Source organism: uncultured Rothia sp. (assembly GCF_963555405.1).
GTDB lineage: Bacteria > Actinomycetota > Actinomycetes > Actinomycetales > Micrococcaceae > Rothia.
On record NZ_CAUVVO010000001.1, the window covers coordinates 56,132 to 74,522 of the forward strand.

The window sequence follows — 18,391 nt, forward strand, 5'->3', positions numbered from 1 at the left end:
TTATGCGTCAACACCACCGGACTCGAGCTTCGCACCGTTAGCGAAGTGCGGGCGGATCTTGTTGTCGAACATGGACAGTGCAGCGCCGATAGCCATGTGCATATCCAGGTACTTGTAGGTACCCAGGCGGCCACCGAACAGCACGTTGTTCTCGCCCTTAGCCAGGTCGCGGTACGCCAGCAGCTTCTCACGGTCCACGGAGGTGTTGACCGGGTAGTACGGCTCGTCACCCTTGTTCGCGAAGCGAGAGTACTCGCGCATGATGACGGTTGCGTCCTTGGTGTAGTCACGCTCGGGGTGGAAGTGACGGAACTCGTGGATGCGAGTGAAGGGAACATCAGCATCGGGGTAGTTCATCACGGAGCAACCCTGGAAGTCCTCAATCGGCAGGACTTCTTCTTCCAGGTCGATGGTACGCCAGGACAGGTCGCCCTCAGCGTAGTCGAAGTAGCGGTCAACCGGGCCGGTGTAGACCACGGGAATCTGACCCAGGACGTTCTCGCGAGAGTACTGGTGACCGGGCTCGAAGAAGTCAGTGTTCAGGTGGACCTCAATGTTCGGGTGTGCCGCCATACGCTCCAGCCATGCTGCGTAGCCGTCAACAGGCAGACCCTCGTACTTGTCGTTGAAGTAGCGGTTGTCGTAGTTGTAGCGAACCGGCAGGCGGGAAATGATGGATGCGGGCAGCTCTTCCGGCGGGGTCTGCCACTGCTTAGCGGTGTAGTGCTTGATGAACGCCTCGTACAGGGGGCGACCAATCAGGGAGATACCCTTATCATTCAGGTTCTGCGGGTCGGTACCAGCCAGCTCGCCAGCCTGCTCAGCGATGAGCGCCTTTGCCTCTGCGGGAGAGTAAGCTGCGTTGAAGAACTGGTTGATGGTACCCAGGTTAATCGGCATGGGGTACACGATGCCGTTGTGGCGGGTGTACACGCGGTGTACGTAGTTGGTGAACTCGGTGAAACGGTTCACGTACTCCCAGACACGCTCGTTGGAGGTGTGGAACAGGTGCGCACCGTAGCGGTGCACCTCAATACCGGTCTGCTTCTCCTTCTCGCTGTATGCGTTACCACCGATGTGGGAACGGCGGTCCAGCAGGGCAACCTTCAGGCCCAGCTCAGTGGCAGCCTGTTCTGCGATGGTCAGACCAAAGAGGCCCGAACCGACTACTACGAGGTCAGCGGTCAATGTTTTCTCCTGTATTATCACGGCGCACCACCCCTTCTGCGAGGGCGGTATTCACCTACCAGATTGGACACATCCGAGTGTTCTCAGTCGCGCCGCAATCCGCACGGGTGGGCGCAAAAAGCCCCTCCCGTGATGGATATAGTCATAATCTAAGATACCCGTTTATCATGCCTCACGCATACTTATGACGTGTTTTTAGTGGCTTTTGGACTATTGTTCGCGCGCTCTTTCTCAGGGTGAATATTCTTCACGAACCCTGAGGTCACGCCGGTCTGAGATAGTTCTTTCTTCTGCGTATTTTTACGGTCTACTCATGGTTAAGGAATTTTATTTACGGGTAAATATTCACCCTGCCCTAGTTGCGGCGGTAATTAGCTGCCACCTAGAGCTGTAGGCGCAAGGGGTGGTTCGAGGGGGGCGTTTCATGGCTCTCACACGCCACAAAGAAGTACCTCCATCAGCACTTTTGGGGATGCGCACCGGTGTATGCGAGAGGCAATTGAGGTGATTTATCCACAGCTTTTTGAAAAATAGGGCGAAAAATTCAAAAAATACGAACATATTAGTTTATCTACAGATAATTTATTGAGCTTTAATGCTTTTTAATGTTTTCTGAGGGTATGACTCTCTTCTTTCTCGACCACCACAACACAACCAACGCGCTCCCCTACCCCCGCGTACTCCGACTCGACGGCGAGGCGGCACCCACCGGAATACAGCTGCGCCCCGGTAGCGCACACCGGCAGGCTCTAGAGCAGGCGCTCAACCACGCCCTGCAACACCCTGCCGCCGGCGCGCACGCTCAGGCACAGGAGACTACGTTCCAGCTACGCCCCGCGCACGATAAGGATCCCGCCGGAGCCTCGATTGCGCCAAACAGCCACATTCCGAACGAATCTCAAACTCCGGGCGCGCCCGCCGTCAGCCTCCTGCACATTCTGCGTGGACCCGACGCGGGCGCAACCTTCCCCATCAGCCGCGGCCGCACCAGCCTCGGCAGGGCGGCACTAGCTGCCAGTGGAGGAGAACGGCCACACCACATTCACCTGCAAGACCCCTTCCTCAAACCGGTGCACGGCAACTTCTACGCCGACAGCTCCGGCATCCGCTGGATCGAGAAGCACCCCGCCGTGAGCGAGGGCAACGAGAATACACAGGTCGGCAAGAAGATGCAGCGCGCCGAGCCGCGCATCCTGCGCTGGGACGAGCCTTTCCGCCTCGGCTCCTCACTCTGCGTGCTCACATCCCCCAGCGCCGACGGCGAACACACCGTAGAAAAGGCGAGCACGCCTGCCACGACCTCTGGCGAGCTCGCACAGACGCTTGCTCCCCTGGGCGATGCCGGCAACCCCTTCGAGCCAGTAGTCGTAAATCCTCCCGCGCCGCGTAAGCTCAAGCAGATTCTGTTGAGCGTGTGCCTGCCGATTGTGGTGGGTCTGATTATTGCGCTGGTGACCGGTATGTGGTTCCTTCTGCTGATGTCTGCGGCGTCTTCGCTGCTGATGCTTCTGCATTTCTTTGGTGGTCGGGCGGAGAATCGTGCCGCATCGCAGCAAACTCATCAGGCGGCACTGCAGGAAAAGGAACGTGCCCTCGCCCTGCCGACCGCGGGCGATCTGGCGATTTCGGGCCCCTCGGCTCTGCAGGATGCCGCCTATCCGGCTATTGTGCTCGGGTGCGGTCCCCGCCAGCCCTACCTGCGTGGCCGTAACCTCCCGCTGGGCGCTCTGGAGAAGCTGGATGCGCCCCACTACCTGCCGCTGCCAACCCCGGTTCTCGGCCACTACCTGAAGCTGGAGGAGGCGCATCTGCGCGCCTACCTGGTGCAGCTGGTGGCGGGTTATCCGGGTTCGGTGCATGTTCTGCTGGCTGGCGCTGAGAGCGCTGATCAGCAGCGCACCAATAGTCTCTTGCAGACTCTGGCTGTGGTGCCGGGCGTGAGCGTGCATTGTCTGCCGGACGTGCGGCAGGAGAAGTATCTGCAGGCTCTGCAGAGCAGCTTGCAATCGGAGTTTTCTTCTTCGGTTCCGCCGCTGATTCTCATGCCCCTGCAGGCGAGCCCTATCTACGCTCCCCTGCTGACCGCGCTGAACTCTGGGGCGGTCACGGAGTCTTCGCAGTCCCGTGCGTTCGCCTCCCCGCGTGAGCAGAAGATGAACGCCCCGGCGCTCTGCGTGCTGGGCACTACTGAGGGTGATAGTTCCACCCATGCACCCGGTGCACTTTTTGGTGCCGCCTGGGTTGAGTGTGCGAGTGAGGGTAGCCACCGTCAGAGCATCCGTTACCGCGCGCAGGGTTATGCGGCGCCTCCGGTACAGCCCACCGAGGGTGTCTACCAGGTGCATCCTCTGACGTGTGAGGGTCTGTGCCAGCACGCCGATGGGCTCAGCGTTGAGGCGTTCTGTGCCGCTCTTGAGAACCTGTACCGCGCCGGATGCGAGCAGGAGCAGGGTGCGCTCGGTGAGGCACAGGTGCACCAGTCAGCGCATCTATTCTCTTCCCTGCAGGCGCAGAGCGCGCGGCAGAAAAACCGCACCGATGACATGGCGGTGGAGTCTGTTCTGCAGCGCTGGTCCGCTCAGCGTTACGCCTCCGATATTCGCTGCTACCTCGGTGTTTCTTCAGGTGGATCGCTGAATATTGGTCTGTCTGAGCACGGCCCGCACTGGCTGCTCGGTGGCACGACCGGTGCCGGCAAATCGCAGCTATTGCGTTCGCTGGTGCTCAGCGCTGCGCTACGTTACCCGCCCGAGCGCCTCGGCCTGGTTCTGGTGGATTTCAAGGGCTCTGCTGGTTTGGGTCCTCTGGCTCAGCTACCGCATGCGCTCAGCGTGTTGAGCAATTTTGATGTGTCCGCGGTGGAGCGTGCGCTTGAATTTTTGCGCGCCGATATTCACCGCCGCGAGGTGGATCTGCAGGCGCTCGGCGTGAACTCCTACCGCGACTACCTGGCGTCCTGCCAAGCGGCGGGTACGACTCCGCGCTACCCCGAGCTGCTGATTGTGGTGGATGAGTTCCGCATGCTCATCGATTCCATGCCGGACGCTATGGCTGAGCTGATGCGCATCGCCACGATTGGTCGCTCGCTGGGCCTGCACCTGGTGTTGGCGACTCAGCGTCCGCAGGGTGCTATTTCGCAGGATATTCGCGCCAATATTGCCACGAGCATTTGTCTGCGTGTGGCGAGCGCGCAGGATTCCTATAACCTGCTGGAGCATGAGTCTGCGGCGTATATTTCGGCGGCGCATCCGGGTGCCGGGTATGTGCGTCTGCCGGATGGTCGTTCCCTGCCGTTCCGCGCCCCGCTGGTGGATGCGGTCCCCTCGAGCAGCGATGCTCGTCCGGTTCAGGTGCTGGGTCTTGAGGAGGGCGGCTGGCGTGAACTGACTACCGCTTCTGCCGTTCAGAAGGTGGGCGGCAATGAGGATGAGCTGCTGATTCGTTCGGCGCAGCAGATTCGTGCGCTTTATGAACGCGAGTATTCCCCGCTGGGTGCGCAGAAGAGCGCGGCGGTTGAGGATAAGTACTGCCCGATTCCGCCGGAGCTTCCCGAAAACACCCCGCTACCCGCGCTCGAGGCGCCGGTTAGCGGACCGGTCGCGTACGGTATTGACCCGGCGGCTGCCTCTCAGGAACCTGGTGAGCCCAACACCGCCTCCGAAGGGTGCCTGCTGGGTGAGTTGGAGATTGCCCGCTACGGTGTGCGCCGCCCGATCAGCTGGTCGGGTCAGCAGACGCTGGCGCTGCTGGCTCAGAGCGCTGAACGTGCCCCGATGCTCTACGGACTCCTGGCTCAGGCGTTCGCCGCCCGCACGCCGGTTATTCTGCTGACCTCTGACGGTGCGCTCTACCGCGACTTGGAACCCTACGCCGGTGCCTTTGAGGCGCTCGTGGGTGCGCAGGAACTTTCGCATCTGCGTTTCTGCCTGGAGGAGCTGCGCACCCCGAACCTGTGGGGTACCGAGGGCTCCGCCCGCCCGCTCATCATTGTGGACGGTCTGGACAGTTGGCTGGAGGCGCTGGTTCGCCAGCCAGATACGGAGAATCTGCTCTACGATCTACTCTCGCAGGGGTGCCGTCGCGGCTATTCGGTGGTGTTCACCTCCGCGTTGAACCCGCGCGGTCGTTTCGCGGCGGCGGCACATTCCACGCTGTTGAGCCGCCGCTTCCTGGACGCCGACCTGATGCGTTCCACAAGCAAGGACTACCCGACCCCGGCGCAGAGCCACTACTGCGTGGAGGGTGCCATCAATGAGGAGTTAATCGGGGATCAACCGCTGAGCGCTTCGATTCTTTCGCCCTGCGTTGCGGGTTTCCGGGAGCTGGTTCAGGTTCTGCGGGGTAACGCCGCGAGCGCTTCTAACGGGTCGAATACTCGCCCCGGCACTCTTCTGCGGCAGTTCCCCGAGTACTATCGCATGCCCTCAACCGAGTATGTGGCCGCCGCCCACACCGCGTGCAATCCGCAGGGCGCTAAGCTGTTGGTCGCGTTTGACCGTCGACAGATGCCGGTGTGGTTGAGCGCCCCGGCTGGCGCAGTAGTTCCGGTGCAGGGTTCCCGGTCGGCGGGTAAAAGCACCCTGCTGGAGAGCATTGCTCAGCTCAACCCGCAGCTGGAAGCCCTCGTCCTTGAAGGTTCTGGCGGTGCTACAGGTGAGCCGCCGAGCGTGGAGCGTACCCGCGCGCTCCTGGACTCGGTGAAGAACCCCGCGCACACGCTCGTGCTCATTGACAATCTGCAGTACCTGCAACCCGCCGTTCAGCAGCTACTTCTGGAGCGTCGAGGTGAGTTCCGCGCCATGCTGGTCGCCTACACGCCTTGGCCGAGGCGCGCCTCCTCACCCCTGTTGGCTGCGCTCATGGGATGCTCGCGTGCGCTTCTGCTCGCACCCGCATCCCTGGCGGATGCCGACATGTGCACGGTGACAGCGCTACCTCTGGATCGATTCACGCAGGGTGAGCAGCCCGCAGGTCGCCTGGTGGTGGTGGATGGCGCCTCCGTGTGCGCGGCGCAGGTTCCCCTGGCTCTGACCACGGCAGCGCAGGCTGTAACAGCTACGCAGAAGGTTCCGGTAGCGGTCTAGAGCTGAGCATTCTAGAGCCAAGCCGTCTAGGGTTTAGCGGCGCTAGGGGTTTAGCGGCGTCGGCGGCTGTACTTCTCTGCTTCTTCGCCCGATGCTTCGGTGACCGCCTCAATATAGCGGCGGCTACTGGGCATGAGCACAAAGACGAAGGCAGCCGCCGCACCAATAACACCCGCAATCGTGATGGACTGGCCAATGTTCAGACCGTAAGCACTCACGTTCATAACGAGGGTACTTGCGGTGACCCACAGGGCGCAGAGGGTAATCAGGATCATGGGCAGGCGCGATCCGAAGCGGCCGCGGTAGAAACGCAGACCGAAGTAGGTCATGCCAGCGGCAATGAGCACCTGGAGCACACCGCCCACAATCGCTTGGGCGGTAGACATTCCGCTGATGATAAAGGGGTAGAGGATGCCGCGAATCAGGATGTATGCCGCGAAGGTTTCGGTCAGGGCGAATGCATAGATGACGTTGAACGGGCGTGACGGCACGGTGGGCTCCTCATGGGTAGTGTCGGCGGCAGACCGGGGTGTACTCGGTCCGATGCGTTGGTCGATGCACTGGTACGTTAGCGGGTGGGTACTCCCCTGCCTCGGGTTCGCCTCGGGTTCACCGCCTCGTCGTCGGTGCGGTATTTCAGGGGTAGGTACCGCTTTATATTATGCCTGAGGTGCCGCTCACCCAACCGCCCACGTCTCGCCCATGAGACGGGGTGCAGACTATGCGTGTCAGAATGCGATTCCCCACCCTCTCAATTAGACAAAGGTTTGCCTAAGTGATAGATGCCTCAGTGTAATACTGAAGTTTTTTAGAGAAAAGTACTTGTCACATCCGCTCCAACATGCGAAAGTTGATAAGTCAATTTTCACCCTAACGCTGGGTGAGCATCCCATCATCGGATGTATTTGACACGCACACAGGAAAATAGATGTGTCTTGCCACCGCGTGAGACCGTAAATCATGAAGGAGGTCCACCGTGGATTGGCGTAGTCGTGCAGCTTGTTTGGACAAGGATCCGGAGCTGTTCTTCCCCGTAGGAAACACCGGACCTGCCCTGTTGCAAATTGAAGAGGCCAAGACTGTCTGCCGCTCTTGCGAGGTTGTAGACGTCTGCCTGAAGTGGGCCATCGAGACCGGCCAGGACTCCGGCGTATGGGGTGGCACCAGTGAAGACGAGCGTCGTGCGATGAAGCGTCGCGCAGCTCGTGCCCGCCGTGCATCCTAACTTCCGGAGTATTCAATAGGGCATCAAAAGCGTGGTGCAGTGATATAAAGTCACTGCACCACGCTTTTGTCATATACAGAACCTATCTAGACAGCAAACTGCCGCCACCCCATACTCGGGGCGGCGGCAGTTCTATATGTCATACGAGAAGGGGCTTAGACGAGCACCGCGGTGATGACCACGCGGGTACCGGTCGGTTCGTTAGCCTCCCAGCGGATCGAGCCGTTCAGCTCGCTCGCCACCAGGGTACGCACAATCTGCATGCCCAGGCCTTCCTTACCGGTCACCGGGCGGTAGGCGTTCGGGCCGGACTCTTCAATCTTCTTATCGCCCATGCCCTTACCGTCATCAGTAATCACGACGGTGAGGATGTTCTCACCCTCATCGTTGGTGCCGCGAATACCTTCGAGGGTTACGGTACCGGTTTCACCATCCAGGCCGTGCTCCACAGCGTTCGCGACGACCTCGTTAATGACCAGCGCCAGAGGGGTAGCGAACTGGCTCGGCAAAGAACCGAAGGAGCCAATCAGCTTGGTGGACACGTGCTGACCGGGCGAAGCCAACTCAGCTGCAAGGTGGAACTGACGCTCAATTAGCTCGTCAAAGTCGACGTTCTGAGTCAGACCCTGCGAGAGCGCCTCGTGCACGGTCGCAATCGTTGCCACACGGCGCATCGCCTGCTCCAGGCCCTGACGAGCCTCGTCCGTGGTCATGCGGCGCGACTGCAAGCGCAGCAGAGCGGACACAGTCTGCAGGTTGTTCTTCACGCGGTGGTGAATCTCGCGAATGGTCGCGTCCTTGGTCATGAGCTCCAGCTCGCGGCGGCGCAACTCGGTCACATCGCGACAAAGAATCACGGCACCCTCACGCTCGATGCGGGCACGCCTCTGCGCAAGCAGCGGGATGGAACGCATCGTGACGCGGGCGCGGGCGATGACAAGTTCGGTGCGCAGGTCGCTGCGTCCGGCAAGGACGAGCTGCAGGGTTTCGTCTGCCTGCTCACCGGCAGGAAGCATAGCGCGGGTGACGTCGGCGAGGTTCCGCTTTTCGAGGTAACCGCTCAGCCCCATGCGGTTGTACATGGAGTTCGCGTTCGGGGACGCAACGACCACGCGGCCGGCGGGGTCGAGCACAATAATGCCGTCAATTACGCGGGGGTTGCCCTGGGTGTTGTTTCCCTGGGCGAGGGGGTCGGGCCACAGGCCGGAGTGCACCATGGAAAGCATGGTGTCGGCGGCGAATTCGTAGACCTCGTCACTGATGGAGGGGTAGCCGTTGGGGGTGGCAATCTTGTGGCTGGTCAGCAACGCAATGGTGCGGTTGTTGCGCACAATGGGCACGAAGGTTACGTGTACGCGCGGGCGGGCACCGACGCCTTCGCCGCTGCCTTCGTCGGTGTAGGTGCTGATGTTCTGGTCAATCCAGACGCGGTATGCCTCGTCGCGGATTCCGTCTTCCATTTCCTGCTCAATGATGTCGTGGTGGAAGAGGGTGCGGACGTTGGAGGGGCGCACGTGCGCGAAGGCACGGAAAGTACTGGTTTCGCTGGGGCCAGATACGGCATCCGGGGAGCTGCCGTCGGCAACAACGTAGTCGGTGGGGAACCATAGAACCAGGTCACTCTGGGCGATGTCAGAGATGACCTGCCATTCACCCATGATGAGGTGAACGCGTTCAGTGTCGCCAGGACCGAAGTCGCAGGCGCTCATAATTCCTTCTGCAAAAGACATATGTTTGTGTGCTTCCCATGAGTTCGGGTAGATTCAACCATTTTACGGGTTTGGTCGTCGTGAGTCCCATTCAAACGACAATACGTGGAATAGTTTACAGAGCATTTCTTGGAGTGCGCTTTTAATTGCAAATATGACGCAGCGCAATGAGATGCACCCCTCAGATGGATAGTAAGACATTCGCACCACGACCCTGCCTTGGCCCCGGGTGACGGCACAGAAAACCCGGCATACCGGCGCTCCCTCGTTCCGGGAGGAATACCGATAAACCGGGCCTCTTTCACCCACCTTTGGCGGGTATTAGTTGTAGCTGACGGATTTACGCGCCGGGACTGATGTTAAGCGCCGGGGCGTACCGCGTACATGCCCTCGAGCATCGCTTCAAAGGACTGCACGACCGCGTGGCGGGGCACCACCTCCAGCAGTGCTTCACCGTTGCGGCGCAGACGGTCCATGACCTTACGCTCGTACGGAATCACGCCGGTGAGCGGCACCGACAGGTAGCGTGCCCAGTTATCGCGCATTTTCGCCTCCGGGTTGAACCCGGCGGCTTCGCGACGACTGCGGTTGAGCCAGTACTGCACGTCCGTTTCGGGGGCGAACAGGTCCGGGCGCGACTGCACCTCGCGGGCGAGGTTAATCAGACGCGGCAGCCCGATAACGTCCGCTTCACCGAGCGCAATCACGCGGTCGGAATAGGCGAGCGCGGTGAGGGTCGCGGCGTTACGGCGCGGCGCCGGGCCGTCAAAGGTCAGCTCCTCGTCCACCTCAATGGGTGCGGCAACATCGCAAATGACCAGGTCGTAGCGGTGCTTGAGCCATTCGAGGACCTCCGCGAAAGCGCGGGCGCGAACCTCCGGCCAACGCGAAGAGGAGGTGATGCCGCTCAAGAAGTCGAAAGTGCCGTTTTTGAGGGGCACGCGCTCCATGATGGCGCCCGCTTTCTTCTCGTCGAGCTGGGCGCGGTCGGCGTCCGAGCAGAGAATCGCTAAGCCGGAGCCGGTATCCTCGAGAGCCATGAGCGCATCCAGGCTGGGTGCGTACGTATCTGCGTCGATGAGGCAGACCTGCTGCCCCTGCTGTGCCGCGAGGGCTGCGAGGTTGAAGGCGATGGTGCTTCGACCGGGCGCGCCGTGGGTACCCCAGACGGTCACAATCTTGCCGAGGCGGTGGCCCGGCTGGTAGCGGGAGGGTGCGGCGGGATCCTGGTTGATGTCAGGGTGCTGCGGCAGGGTGCCGTCGTTGTTCTCGTTCTGCACGTGCAGGGCGTAGTCGCTGCCGGGCGCGAAGGAGTCGACGATGGCGGCTGCCTGGCTGAGCACGGATTCCTCATTGCTGGGAGCGGTCGAGGAGGCTTCCGCCGGCTCAGGCGCACCGGGTGCCGGGGCGGCGGGGGCGGCGGGGTCGATTCCGTAGCCTCCGTAGTCGGCGCCGTAGGGCGCACCGGCGTGTGCAGCAGTACCCGCGGCGGGGTCGTAGCCGTACCCAGCCGACTCGTACCCAGCCGGGCTGTGTCCGCCGTTATCGTAGCCGTAGCCACCGTAGGCGCTGTCGTAGCCGTACCCTGCGTCGTATCCGTAGCCGGCGTCCTGACCGTAGGCGGCTTCCGGGTGGTGTACCGCCTGCGCGGGCGCCTGATTCGGGGCCTGCGCGGGAATGCCGTAACCGACGGAGGGACGGGCGAGCGCCGCATCCACCGCCTGTTCGAGCGAACCCAGAATCTCATCGAGGGCAGCTTCGGGGCGGATGCGGTGCGCCTGCGTGGGCAGGGGCAGGTTGTCCGGGGCGATAACCGCCAGGAGCACTTCGGAGGCGGCGAGCGCATCCACGGTGGAGGCGCTCATTTCGGCGGGCACGTGCACGCAGAGTAGCACGCGGGCGATGCCGGTGTGCGCCATGCCGACGGCCTCGCTGAAGTCCTGCACAGTGCGCGCCACGGAGACGCGGCCGCGCTGGGATTCGATGCGGTTCAGGAGCGAGCCGTCATCGCCATAGAGGATGACGGGGATATTCACTGGCCCTCCCCGTAGGTGCCGGGGATGAGGCTGATCTTGGAGTCGCTATTGCTTTCCTTCACCAGGTCGGTGAGGGCTTCTTCCTTGACCCACAGCTGCACGGTTGCCTTGCCGTTGGCGCCGAGCACGCCCTCGTCGACCGTGATGGCGACGATTTCTGCGTTGGTGACGATGGCGCGGGCGCCGTTTTCGGTGCGGTTATCGCTCTTGGTGTCGGGGTTGCGCGGGCCGGAGGTCCACACGTCCACGCGCTCGCCCGCCTTCAGCGCGGAGGCTGCGGCGCGGTCAATGCTGACGGTTGCAAGGCGGCGGCCCGGGGAGGTTTCGGTGCCTACGGATTCCTTGCTGATGAGGTTGCCGGCGGGGATGCGCTGAATCGCGATTTTGCCGTTCATCTGTGCGGCGTCGGCGCGGGTGAAGTACTTGTCCTTGGCGGAGTCGATGTTCGCTTCGACTCGGGCAAGTTTGTCCTCGGTAATTTTCTCGCCGAGGCGGATCTCGCTTTTGGCGGTGTAGTACTCGGTCTTGCTGTTGTTCGCCTGCACGTAGAGCTGCACGCCGGTGATGGAGACGAGCACGAGCAACACACCGAGGATGAATCGCCAGTCCTTGACGGTGGGCCTTTTGAGGCGTTTGGCGTGGGGCTCGGTGAGGGTGGAACGCTTCGTCGCGTTCTGTCGTATGCGCATGATGTGGTTGTGCCTTTCGGTGCGGAAGCCGGCGGTGATTCCGGGTGTTGTTCAACTGACCGATGAGCGAGTGGTGTGTGTTCGTTAGTGCTTTGACTGGATTCTGGCACTAACCCTAACAGCATATTTCATTTAGTACTCGCTCTCAACAAGAGTCGTGTTTATGAAATATTTTTGAGTTTCGTCCCTTTTGAAGGGGTGATTAGATAACTTTTCAGCTCATATAAGGCTTTTTGCGGGCAAATTTCACGGTGATGGCATATACTGAAAGTACTCAATAGATGTTCACTACGAACTCTATCTGAAAGGCTACTAACGGTAGCTAGGGGCCCAGGATTTCACTCACGGAAAGGATCCAATTCGATGACTGCACCTCGTTTCCTCACTCTGAGCGACGTCGCCGAGGAGCTGCAGGTTTCGCTTTCGCAGGTACGCGCTCTGGTGCGTAGCGGCGAACTTCCCGCCATTCAGATTGGTGGGCGTAACCAGTGGCGTATTGAACGCTCTCGTTTTGAAGAGTACATTACCGAGCGCCACGAGCAGACTCTGGAGGCAATTGCTTCCGGCAAGCTCACTGCAAAGGCTAAGGCTGAGTAGCATTCGACATGCACCTCGCGGGCGCAACGCTCGAGTGGTTTCAGAAAGGTCCGCTCCTCTCGTTGAGATTTCAATGAAGAGGGGCGGACCTTTTTGTATTTTTATTGCTTTGATGCGGGCTTTTTAGCGCGAGATGCGGGCAATGACCGCACTGACGCGAGCCAGCGGGATGGTACGCACACCGGCGCCGCGAGGTGCGCGGGAGTAGCCGGAGGCACCTTGACCATAACCAGCCTGACCGTAACCACCCTGACTATAGCCAGCCTGACCGTAGGCCCCCTGCGCACCATAGGCTGCACGCGCGTACTGGTCGCGTTCGTAGATGCGTGGGTACTGGCCGCCATTGAGCAGGCGCAGTTCAAGGAAGTCCGCGCCGACTCGCTCGATGACGCCGTCGTAGCTGACGGTGCCACCCTCGAGGGAGAGGCGGACGGGTTCGCGTGCCATGGCGAGGGAGCGGAGGGCGAGCTGGATTTTCATGCGGTAGCGTTCGGGGCGAATGTCGGCTCGCCCGGGGGCGATGCCCCCTTCCCACCAGAGCATTCCGCGCAGGGGGATGATGATGTTCTCACCGCGCGCTTCGATGCTGACCCATTCTTCGCCGACCATTTCGAGCTTGCCTTCGTAGGTTTGCATGTCGGTGGCGCAGATGCGGATGGGCCCGCCTACCTGCGCGAGGAGGCGGTCGTCGAGAGTGATGGTTGAATAGTGGACGCGGGCGACTTGGCGGGCGTCCTGTTCCATATCCCAGGCGCGTTCGGAGGCGAGGCGCGCCTCAATGTCTCGTAGGAACTTTTCCATGCTCATGCTATGACCCTACCTGAGGATGGGTACGGATACGAACCGGGGCGTTTTTCCGGTCAGATGACGGTTGCCAAGCTTGATTTTTGAAGCAAATTCCACCAAATTACATGTTTTTTATGCATTTTGATGCTTTTTGCTTCATTTTTGGCGCGACTTCCTGTATAAATGAAGCAACACCAAAACATATCAAACACACCATTTGGAGGTCATTGTGGACCGTCTTTCCACGCAGGGATCAACCCCCGCAGCCTTCGCATCACGCCCCGTAGCCACACCTCGTATTGCCAGCGCGGAAGTAACCGCCGCATCCGGCACTGACGCAGGTCACGAAACCAGCACCAAAGCTAACTACCAGGACGCTCTACTCTTCATCGCCCCTCCCCTGCTTTCCGCGGCGGTCCTGGGCGCGTTGAGCGTGAACCTGCACCGCATCCCCTCGGCGCATCCGCTGACAGACGCTTCACTGCTCTGCGCGGGGGCTGCGGCAATCCTCATTACTGCATGGTGGTTCGTCAGCTTTATCTGCGCGCTCTTCTACGCTCGTTCCCTGCGAGTTTCGAGCCGCAACGCTGACCGCGCAGTGCTGAAGGTTCCGGCGATTTTCCGTCCGCGCTTTATGCGCCGCATCGTCCTGACGCTCGGCGGCACTGCTCTTGGAGTGGGTGCGGTTTTGGCTCCCGCGCAGGCTACGGTGGCTACGCCCAGCAACGCCGGGCTGACCGGCGCGGAGGGCATGCCGCAGACGACTATCTCCGCGGTCATAACCGCAGACTCGATGAGTACCGCAGCTTCAACGAATACCGTGGTGGCAGATACCAGCCCGGGCTCCAGATCAGATGCGGCACTGCCTGATACCGCCCCGGCGCAGTCCGCTACTCCTCTGCAGCTCTCCACTGAGGTTCCCGATATTCCCCTGGCTCCTGAACCCACGGAGGCGGCAGGCTCCCTGCAGGACCGCAGCCCCTTCTTCTCTCCTCCCCGCACCGAGGCGGGCACCTACTCTTACGCAGTCCAGCCGGGCGATACGCTCTGGTCGATTGCCGCCGATCAGCTGGGCGAAGGCACCGACGCCTCCACCATTTACGACTACACCCTCGACATTTACGAGGCAAACAAGGACGCGCTGGGCCAGAACGCCGAGCTGCTCTACGAGGGGCAGGTTCTGCAGATTCCCGAACAGCCCGTTCACTAACCTCACCCGCGTCCTCCGCTCCCCTCTCCGCCTCACCTCGACAGTCTTTCATTCGCTCAACCCACCTCACATACCCCTGCGCCGAAAGCCTCTGCGCCGAAACCCGCTGCACCGAAAGGAGCCGTCATGAGCTTCTCCCACCTTCTCCCCCGCGCCCCGTGGACCCCGCCGCATCAGTCTGCGCAGCCCGCCAGCCCGTATTCGAAGAGCCGCCCGTCCACTCAGCCTGTGATTCCGCAGTCTGTGATTCCGCAGCAGGTGGCTCCGCTCCCCGAGCAGGGTCAGGGCACGATGGCTCTGGTGCAGAGGCGGAACAGCTCGTCGGTCTATTCGTTGCTTCCGCTGCCGCGTTACGAGCAGCATTCGGCGCAGCGTCCGCAGGTGGTGAAGATGGGCCGCCCGTTGCGTCCGGCGGATGCACTAGCTCGCCAGCTGGAGGGCCGTTGCGCGGGTGTGGCGATTGCATACCTGGAGATTATGTCGGCTCGTCGTTCGCGTCAGCAGTTGGCGCAGTGGGTGTCAGCGGATTGTTTCCACCGTCTGCTGCCGTTCTTCCCGAAGAACCCGCGCCAGGTGCGCCAGGAGATGCTGTTGACTCTCCCGCCGGTTTTGCTGCGGGTGCGAGCGCAGAAGGTGCACGATGAGCTCTACGAGGTGGTTGCACTGCTGCGTTGCGCGGATAGGGTGCGTGTGGTGACCATGCAGATGCGCCTGATTCACGGTATGTGGCTGATTACCGCGATCGAGCAGCCGCAGAGCCGGGTTGACGAAGACTAGGCTTCCTCCTCACCTGCTGAATAAATTACCCGCTGATTAAATCGCCTGCAGAATAACTCACAGACACGCAGAGAGGGTGCGAATCCGGTATTGGATTCGCACCCTCTCTGTTGTGCTTTATGCTCTTTTCACGCTTTGCGGTGCGTCAGCTTTTACGCTGAGGCTACTTTTCCTTCGAGCGTTCCACGTGAACCTGCTCGTGGCCGTCCTCATCCGGGGCGGAGTACTGCAGGAACTTCGGACGCGAAGGCTCAGCCAGGCGCACGGCAGAAGCCTGGGTACGCTGCTTGGACAGGTCCAGGTTGAACAGGTAGGTCACGGTCTCTTCACGGATCGCGCCGAGCATCGCCTGGTACATGTCGTAGCCTTCACGCTGGTACTCGACCAGCGGGTCACGCTGAGCCATCGCACGCAGACCGATACCTTCCTTAAGGTATTCCATCTCGTACAGGTGCTCGGGCCAGCGCTCACCAATGACGGACAGCATGACGCGGCGTTCAATTTCGCGCATGCTCTCTTCACCGACGCTCTTCTCGCGCTCTTCGTAGATGAGGTGTGCGTCCGCCAATACTTCCTTCACGATCTGGTCGCGGGTAATCTTGGTGCGGTCGCCGGCGTCCTCAGCGAGATCGTCCACGGTGATGGAGATGGGGTACACCTGCTTGAGGGCGCTCCAGAGCTCGTCGAAGTCCCAGTCCTCGGCGTGGCCTTCAGAGACGCGGGCGTCAATGATGGTGGTCAGCACCTCGTCCACGAAACCGGAAATCTGTTCCTTCAGGTCGTCACCGTGCAGGATGCGGCCGCGGTCCTTGTAGATCGCTTCACGCTGGCGGTTGAGCACATCGTCATACTTGAGCACGTTCTTACGCTGCTCAGCGTTACGGCCCTCAACGTTTGCCTGTGCGGTAGCGATGGCGCGGCTAACGATCTTGGAGTCCAATGCGGAGTCCTCGGGGGCTGCCGCCATGAGGCGGGTTGCCATACCGGTGTTAAACAGGCGCATCAGTTCGTCGGTCAGCGACAGGTAGAAGCGGGACTCGCCCGGGTCGCCCTGACGGCCGGAACGACCGCGCAGCTGGTTGTCGATACGGCGGGACTCGTGACGCTCAGTGCCGAGCACGTACAGGCCACCGAGCTTGGTGACTTCCTCGTGCTCTTCAGCTGCGGCGTCTTCGCAGGCCTTCAGGACCTCGGGCCAGCGCGCCTCGTACTCTTCGGAGTTGGTGTTCGGGTCCAGGCCGAGCTCACGCATCTTCTCGACGGCCTCAAATTCGGGGTTACCGCCGAGCATGATGTCGGTACCACGACCAGCCATGTTGGTTGCCACGGTGACGGCGCCCTTACGACCCGCCTGCGCAACAATAGCTGCCTCACGCTCGTTGTTCTTCGCGTTCAGCACCTCATGGCGCACACCAGCCTTCGCCAGCTGGCGGGACAGGTACTCGGAGTTCTCCACGCTTGCGGTACCGACCAGAATCGGCTGGCCCTTCTCGTGGCGTTCCTTAATGTCCTTGACCACTGCCTTGAACTTGGCGATTTCGTCGCGGTACACCTTATCGGGGTTGTCGATGCGCTGCACACCCTTGTTGGTGGGGATGGGCACCACGCCGAGCTCGTAGGTGTTCATGAACTCTGCCGCTTCGGTTTCCGCGGTACCGGTCATGCCGGACAGCTTGTCGTACATGCGGAAGTAGTTCTGCAGGGTCACGGTCGCCATGGTCTGGTTCTCAGGCTTGATTTCGACGCCTTCCTTCGCCTCAATCGCCTGGTGGATGCCGTCGTTGTAGCGGCGGCCCGGCAGGATACGACCGGTGTGCTCGTCAACAATCAGGACCTCGCCGTCAATGACCACGTAGTCCTTGTTGTTGGTGAACAGCTCCTTAGCCTTAATGGAGTTGTTCAGGAAGCCAATAAGCGGGGTGTTCTTGGATTCGTAGAGGTTCTTCACACCCAGGTGGTCTTCCACCTTGTCAATGCCGGATTCGAGGATGCCGACGGTGCGCTTCTTCTCGTCTACTTCGTAGTCTTCACCGCGCTTGAGCAGGGTAGCGGCAATGCGCGCGAACTCTGCGTACCAGCGGTTCGCTTCGCCCGCTGCGGGGCCGGAAATGATCAGAGGGGTACGTGCCTCATCGATCAGGATGGAGTCCACCTCATCGATAATGGCGAAGTTGTGGCCGCGCTGAACCTGCTCCTCCACGGTCCATGCCATGTTGTCACGCAGGTAGTCGAAGCCGAACTCGTTGTTCGTACCGTAGGTGATGTCCGCGGCGTACTGCTTACGACGCTCGTCCGGCTCCATGGAGGACAGAATCACACCGCACTCCATGCCCAGGAAGCGGAACACGCGACCCATGAGGTTCGCCTGGTACTCAGCCAGGTAGTCGTTCACGGTCACAATGTGCACACCCTTGCCGCTCAGGGCGTTCAGGTATGCGGGCAGGGTCGCGACGAGGGTCTTACCCTCACCGGTCTTCATTTCGGCAATGTTGCCCAGGTGCAGTGCAGCGCCACCCATGAGCTGCACGTCGTAGTGGCGCTTGCCCAGGGTGCGCTTGGACGCTTCGCGGACTACCGCGAAGGCCTCCGGCAGCAGAATATCGAGGGATTCGCCGTCCTTGACGCGCTCGCGGAACTTGTCGGTCTCTGCTCGCAGTTCCTCATCGGTCATCGATGCGAAGCTGTCCTCGAGCGAGTTCACCGCCTTAGTGTACGCTTCGAGCTGTCGCAGAACCCTCTTATCGCCGGTTCGGAGGATTTTCTCCAAGAAAGATGCCACTGAGCTTCTACTCCTTGCTTGTTTCGGTACCCTCACCAAGGGCGCGCGAAAGTGCGCGCGGTGAGGCCTTCCTACATATTGTATGGCAGAGCCGCCTAATTCGCCCGTCCGAGCTCTTTTTTACGCTGTGCGCCCACGAGGTGACATTTAGTGACACTCGAATCTTTCACCTTCCGGTTGAGGCAGAGCCGACCCATCCGACTGAAGGAACGTCTAACAGAAACAGATGTGTGGAGGGCAAAGAAAAACCCGGGGGCCTGGAGAAACACGGTGTGTGTTCCCAGACCGCCCGGGTCTTGAGCCTGCTCGCT

General features: G+C 60.9%; 12 protein-coding genes. 5 read left to right on the forward strand and 7 right to left on the reverse strand.

The genetic code is table 11. The features are described 5' to 3' along the window. Complete coding sequence (gene glf, locus RWL87_RS00255; RefSeq protein ID WP_060824553.1) at positions 1–1,188, reverse strand: UDP-galactopyranose mutase; 1,188 nt, start codon at positions 1,186–1,188, stop codon at positions 1–3. A 620-nt stretch (positions 1,189–1,808) separates the two neighbouring features. Here glf and RWL87_RS00260 point away from each other — a divergent pair. Beyond that, a complete protein-coding gene (locus RWL87_RS00260; RefSeq protein ID WP_313968515.1) occupies positions 1,809–6,272 on the forward strand; it encodes an FtsK/SpoIIIE domain-containing protein in 4,464 nt (1,487 codons plus the stop codon). A 50-nt stretch (positions 6,273–6,322) separates the two neighbouring features. On the opposite strand, the gene RWL87_RS00265 is transcribed toward RWL87_RS00260, so the two are convergent. Next, entirely contained in the window at positions 6,323–6,763 is a 441-nt protein-coding gene (locus RWL87_RS00265; protein WP_005508577.1) for a hypothetical protein, read from the reverse strand. Between the two features lie 485 nt (positions 6,764–7,248). Here RWL87_RS00265 and RWL87_RS00270 point away from each other — a divergent pair, with 485 nt between their 5' ends. Beyond that, on the forward strand, positions 7,249–7,497 hold the full coding sequence (locus RWL87_RS00270) for a WhiB family transcriptional regulator (RefSeq protein WP_005505386.1): 249 nt from the start codon (positions 7,249–7,251) through the stop codon (positions 7,495–7,497). A 155-nt stretch (positions 7,498–7,652) separates the two neighbouring features. Here RWL87_RS00270 and RWL87_RS00275 read toward each other — a convergent pair whose 3' ends face one another. From RWL87_RS00275 to RWL87_RS00285, 3 genes are all read right to left on the reverse strand, one after another. After that, positions 7,653–9,227: a sensor histidine kinase gene (locus RWL87_RS00275; RefSeq protein WP_049342195.1), complete on the reverse strand. Its 1,575-nt coding sequence runs from the start codon at positions 9,225–9,227 to the stop codon at positions 7,653–7,655. Between the two features lie 338 nt (positions 9,228–9,565). Beyond that, positions 9,566–11,242, reverse strand: a complete 1,677-nt coding sequence (locus RWL87_RS00280) for a P-loop NTPase (protein WP_313968516.1) — start codon at positions 11,240–11,242, stop codon at positions 9,566–9,568. Beyond that, positions 11,239–11,931 (reverse strand): SAF domain-containing protein, encoded by a 693-nt coding sequence (locus RWL87_RS00285; RefSeq protein ID WP_049356534.1) that lies wholly within the window; start codon positions 11,929–11,931, stop codon positions 11,239–11,241. The genes RWL87_RS00280 and RWL87_RS00285 overlap by 4 nt, the downstream gene beginning before the upstream one ends. A 363-nt stretch (positions 11,932–12,294) precedes the next feature. Between RWL87_RS00285 and RWL87_RS00290 the strand changes: the two genes are divergently transcribed. Continuing rightward, a complete protein-coding gene (locus RWL87_RS00290) occupies positions 12,295–12,528 on the forward strand; it encodes a helix-turn-helix domain-containing protein (protein ID WP_044150292.1) in 234 nt (77 codons plus the stop codon). A 123-nt stretch (positions 12,529–12,651) separates the two neighbouring features. Here RWL87_RS00290 and RWL87_RS00295 read toward each other — a convergent pair whose 3' ends face one another. Beyond that, positions 12,652–13,335, reverse strand: a complete 684-nt coding sequence (locus RWL87_RS00295) for a histidine kinase (protein ID WP_313968517.1) — start codon at positions 13,333–13,335, stop codon at positions 12,652–12,654. A 208-nt stretch (positions 13,336–13,543) separates the two neighbouring features. Between RWL87_RS00295 and RWL87_RS00300 the strand changes: the two genes are divergently transcribed. Next, complete coding sequence (locus RWL87_RS00300) at positions 13,544–14,524, forward strand: LysM peptidoglycan-binding domain-containing protein (protein ID WP_313968518.1); 981 nt, start codon at positions 13,544–13,546, stop codon at positions 14,522–14,524. Between the two features lie 126 nt (positions 14,525–14,650). Beyond that, complete coding sequence (locus RWL87_RS00305) at positions 14,651–15,301, forward strand: Rv3235 family protein (protein WP_313968519.1); 651 nt, start codon at positions 14,651–14,653, stop codon at positions 15,299–15,301. Positions 15,302–15,464: 163 nt separating this feature from the next. Here RWL87_RS00305 and secA read toward each other — a convergent pair whose 3' ends face one another. After that, positions 15,465–18,080, reverse strand: coding sequence for a preprotein translocase subunit SecA (gene secA / locus RWL87_RS00310; RefSeq protein WP_294627513.1), 2,616 nt, complete (start codon positions 18,078–18,080; stop codon positions 15,465–15,467). Positions 18,081–18,391 lie beyond the last annotated feature (311 nt).

Bases quoted from the DNA above. Each gene is read 5' to 3' on its own strand.
- RWL87_RS00275 (WP_049342195.1), bottom strand. From the start codon at position 9,227: ATGTCTTTTGCAGAAGGAATTATGAGCGCCTGCGACTTCGGTCCTGGC.
- RWL87_RS00305 (WP_313968519.1), top strand. From the start codon at position 14,651: ATGAGCTTCTCCCACCTTCTCCCCCGCGCCCCGTGGACCCCGCCGCAT.
- RWL87_RS00290 (WP_044150292.1), top strand. From the start codon at position 12,295: ATGACTGCACCTCGTTTCCTCACTCTGAGCGACGTCGCCGAGGAGCTG.
- RWL87_RS00285 (WP_049356534.1), bottom strand. From the start codon at position 11,931: ATGCGCATACGACAGAACGCGACGAAGCGTTCCACCCTCACCGAGCCC.
- RWL87_RS00295 (WP_313968517.1), bottom strand. From the start codon at position 13,335: ATGAGCATGGAAAAGTTCCTACGAGACATTGAGGCGCGCCTCGCCTCC.
- RWL87_RS00260 (WP_313968515.1), top strand. From the start codon at position 1,809: ATGACTCTCTTCTTTCTCGACCACCACAACACAACCAACGCGCTCCCC.